Below are 3,656 nucleotides of genomic sequence, written 5' to 3' on the forward strand. Positions count from 1 at the left end.
ATTAGCCGATTGGCCAGTGAAGGGCGCAACAGTCCTGCTGATGTATTGATCAGTACCGATGTGGGCCGCTTATACCGTGCCAAAACTCAGGGGGTATTGCAAAGCATCGAGTCTGAAACGCTGAGCTCGGCTATTCCAGCAGAACTGCGTGATCCGGCTGGCCAGTGGTACGGTTTAACCATGCGTGCCAGACCTATTATGTATGTGCCAGGCAAGGTAACAGCGCAAGAACTGTCAACCTATGCTGATTTAGCCAGTCCAAAATGGCGTGGTCGCATTTGTATTCGCTCATCAGATAATATTTATAACCAGTCTATGGTTGCGGGTTTGATTGCGCATGAAGGTGCTGCAGCTGCAGAGCAATGGGTAAAAGGTCTGGTCGCAAACTTTGCCAGGCCGCCACGTGGCGGTGATCGTGACCAAATAAGCGCAGCGGCGAGTGGGGTTTGTGATATTGCCATTGCCAACACCTATTATTTAGGCGGCATGCTGGCTGACTCAGAGCAGCGCGCTACCGCGGAAAAAGTTAGAGTTTTTTGGCCTGATCAAGCAGGCAACGGCGTACACGTTAATATCTCAGGAGCAGGTGTTGCTGCCCATGCGCCAAATAAAGCCAATGCTGTGCGGTTACTGGAGTATATGGTGACAGAGGAGGCCCAGCAATGGTATGCCGAGCAAAATCACGAATACCCTGTGGTACAGGGCGTGCAAGCTAGCGAGCTGCTGCAAAGTTTTGGTGACTTTAAAGCCGACAAGCTAAATCTGGATAAATTGGGCGAGCTAAATGGCGAGGCCATTCGGGTAATGGACCGCGCAGGCTGGCGTTAACGGCCAGGCTGGATCAGCAACGGAGAAGTATGCTGTCGTTCAAAGTAGATATCTGGCGTTGGTCAGTACTAATACCGGCATTGCTGTTAGCAATGCCGGTATTAGTCGTTTTCGGCAGTGTGTTCAGCCCTGATATTGAGGTGTGGCGCCATCTGCGACAAACCGTGCTGGCCGACTACATTGTTAATTCATTATTATTGGCGCTTGGCACCGGCATGGGGGCGTTAGCTATTGGCACCGGTGCGGCCTGGCTGGTAAGCCAGTACCAGTTTGTTGGCCGGCGAGTGTTGCAATGGTTGTTATTACTGCCACTGGCGATGCCTGCCTATATTATTGCCTATACCTATACCGGTATGCTTGATTTTGCCGGACCGGTGCAAAGCGGCCTGCGTGCCTATTTTGGCTGGGCTTATGGCGATTACTGGTTTCCGGAAATTCGCTCGCTTGGCGGTGCCATTCTGATGTTGTCACTGGTGCTGTATCCGTACGTTTATATGTTAGCCCGTAGTGCGTTTCGTGAGCAATCAACCAGTATGCTTGAAGCCAGCCGTACCTTAGGTTTCAGCCCACGACAGCATTTCTGGAAGGTGGCGTTACCATTGGCCCGCCCGGCACTGCTAACCGGGGTCGCGCTGGCAATGATGGAAGCGTTTGCCGATTATGGCACGGTACAATATTTTGGAATTGCTACCTTTACCACGGGCATTTTCCGTACCTGGTTTGGTATGGGAAGTCAGGAGGGGGCGGCGCAACTGGCGGCCTTACTCAGTAGCTTTGTGTTGGTGTTGTTAGTGCTGGAGCAATGGTCAAGGCGTAAAATTCGGTATTTTTTTCAGGGCCAGCGCCAGCAAATCAGCGCATTGCGGCTATTAAGCCCCGGCCGCCAGCTACTGGTAGCCCTGCTATGCCTACTGCCGGTATTACTCGGTTTTATCGTTCCTGCTATTCAGCTTGCCAGTTGGGCGCTGCCAAACTGGTTAACTCTGCTCACCGCAGATTTTGGCCGGTTAATCTGGAATAGCTTCAGTCTGGCGGCATTGGCCGCAATAGTGTCGGTAATGCTTGCGTTGTTATTTGGCTATGCCAGTAGGCTGCGCCGTGATCCGCTGGTGCGCCTGCCGGTAAGGTTGGCGGCGCTTGGCTACGCTATTCCGGGCACCGTTATTGCTATTGGTGTGATGTTACCGCTGGCCTGGCTGGACCGAAACATTGATTTACTGGCCGAGCAATGGTTTGATATCCGAACCGGTTTGCTGTTATCGGGTACCTTATTCGCATTATTGCTAGCTTACAGCGTGCGTTTTCTGGCGGTGTCACTGCATAGCGTAGAAGCCGGTCTTGAACGAATTAAGCCCAGTATGGATAACGCAGCACGTTCATTGGGCGCCAGCCCGTTGCAGGTATTGCGCCGGGTGCATGTGCCGCTGCTGCGGGGCAGCGTATTAACCGCACTGATGCTGGTATTTGTTGATGTACTTAAAGAGCTGCCGGCTACCCTGATTTTACGGCCGTTTAATTTTAATACCCTGGCGGTGCGGACGTACGAGCTTGCCTCAGATGAGCGTCTGGCAGATGCCGCCCTGCCGGCACTTGCCATCGTGTGTGTCAGTATTATTCCGGTTATTTTATTATCACGGACGCTGGATAACAGCAGAGGATCTTAAGCATGTTAGTTCTGGATACGCTGGCAGTCGCCTATGGCCCGCATGTCGTGGTAAAAGATGTCAGCCTGGCGTTGGCTGAAGGCCAGATTGGTTGTCTGGTTGGTCCTTCCGGATGTGGGAAAACCACATTGTTGCGCGCTATTGCTGGCTTTGAGCCGGCAGCCAGTGGCAGTATCAGCCTGCAACAACGTCTGGTCAGTGATCAGCAGACCCAGCTCGCGACCGAGCAGCGCCGGGTCGGCATGGTATTCCAGGACTTTGCCCTGTTTCCGCATTTATCGGTTGCCGATAATATTAGTTTTGGGCTGCAAGGGCAAAGCAGTAAGTTTAAGCAGGATAAAGTGAAGCAGCTATTGCAGCTGGTTGGTTTGCCCGATCTGGCAAGCCGGTACCCCCATCAGCTATCGGGCGGGCAGCAGCAGCGGGTGGCCCTGGCCAGAGCGTTGGCGCCAGAACCGAAAGTGTTGTTGCTGGATGAACCCTTTTCCAGCCTGGATGCAGAATTACGTGAAGCGCTGGCGCGTGACATCAGACAGATTTTACAGCAGTTAAAAATTACCGCCGTCATGGTGACCCATGATCAGTTTGAAGCCTTTACCATGGCCGATATGGTGGGGGTAATGCAACATGGTAAGTTACAGCAATGGGCAACGCCTTACGAGCTTTACCACAAGCCCGCCAGCAGGTTTGTCGCGGACTTTGTTGGCCGGGGCGTGATGTTACCCGGAGAGATGCTGGATGCCAGGCGGGTGCAAACTTGTCTGGGGATCTTTAATCAGCGTTATCTGCAAAATGCCAATACGGGCGATAAAGTAGATGTTTTGATCCGCCCGGATGATATTGTCCATGATGATGCCAGTGGCATTACCGCCAAAGTGTTGGAGAAGTCTTTCCGGGGCTCCCACATTCTGTACACATTAGAACTTAGTGGTGGTGAGCAGGTATATTGTTTAGCGTTGAGCCATCATAACCATGCCATTGGTGAGCACATTGGGATCCGGCTTGACCTGGACCACTTGGTACTTTTTCCGCGGATCTAACCTGGCAAGGTCTTGCCTGCCCCGGTTATTGATTAGCATGCTGCAAGCTGTAACGTTATTAGCAGATAAAAAGGGATGCCCTAACTCAGCGACATCCCAACCAGGAAAAATAATGGCGTGCGTC

At 52.5% G+C, this 3,656-nt stretch carries 3 protein-coding genes; all 3 read left to right on the forward strand.

Annotated features, from left to right (window positions below; all coding sequences use genetic code 11):
* Nucleotides 1-828, forward strand: an 828-nt coding sequence (locus tag ABY802_RS16210; protein ID WP_372628160.1) for an extracellular solute-binding protein, incomplete at its 5' end; no start/stop codon positions are given.
* A gap of 29 nt (nt 829-857) precedes the next feature.
* Nucleotides 858-2,492: an ABC transporter permease gene (locus ABY802_RS16215; protein WP_372628161.1), complete on the forward strand. Its 1,635-nt coding sequence runs from the start codon at nt 858-860 to the stop codon at nt 2,490-2,492.
* Nucleotides 2,493-2,494: 2 nt separating this feature from the next.
* Nucleotides 2,495-3,532 (forward strand): ABC transporter ATP-binding protein, encoded by a 1,038-nt coding sequence (locus ABY802_RS16220; protein WP_372628162.1) that lies wholly within the window; start codon nt 2,495-2,497, stop codon nt 3,530-3,532.
* The last annotated feature ends 124 nt before the right edge of the window (nt 3,533-3,656 follow it).

Source organism: Arsukibacterium sp. (assembly GCF_041616895.1).
Lineage (GTDB): Bacteria > Pseudomonadota > Gammaproteobacteria > Enterobacterales > Alteromonadaceae > Alishewanella.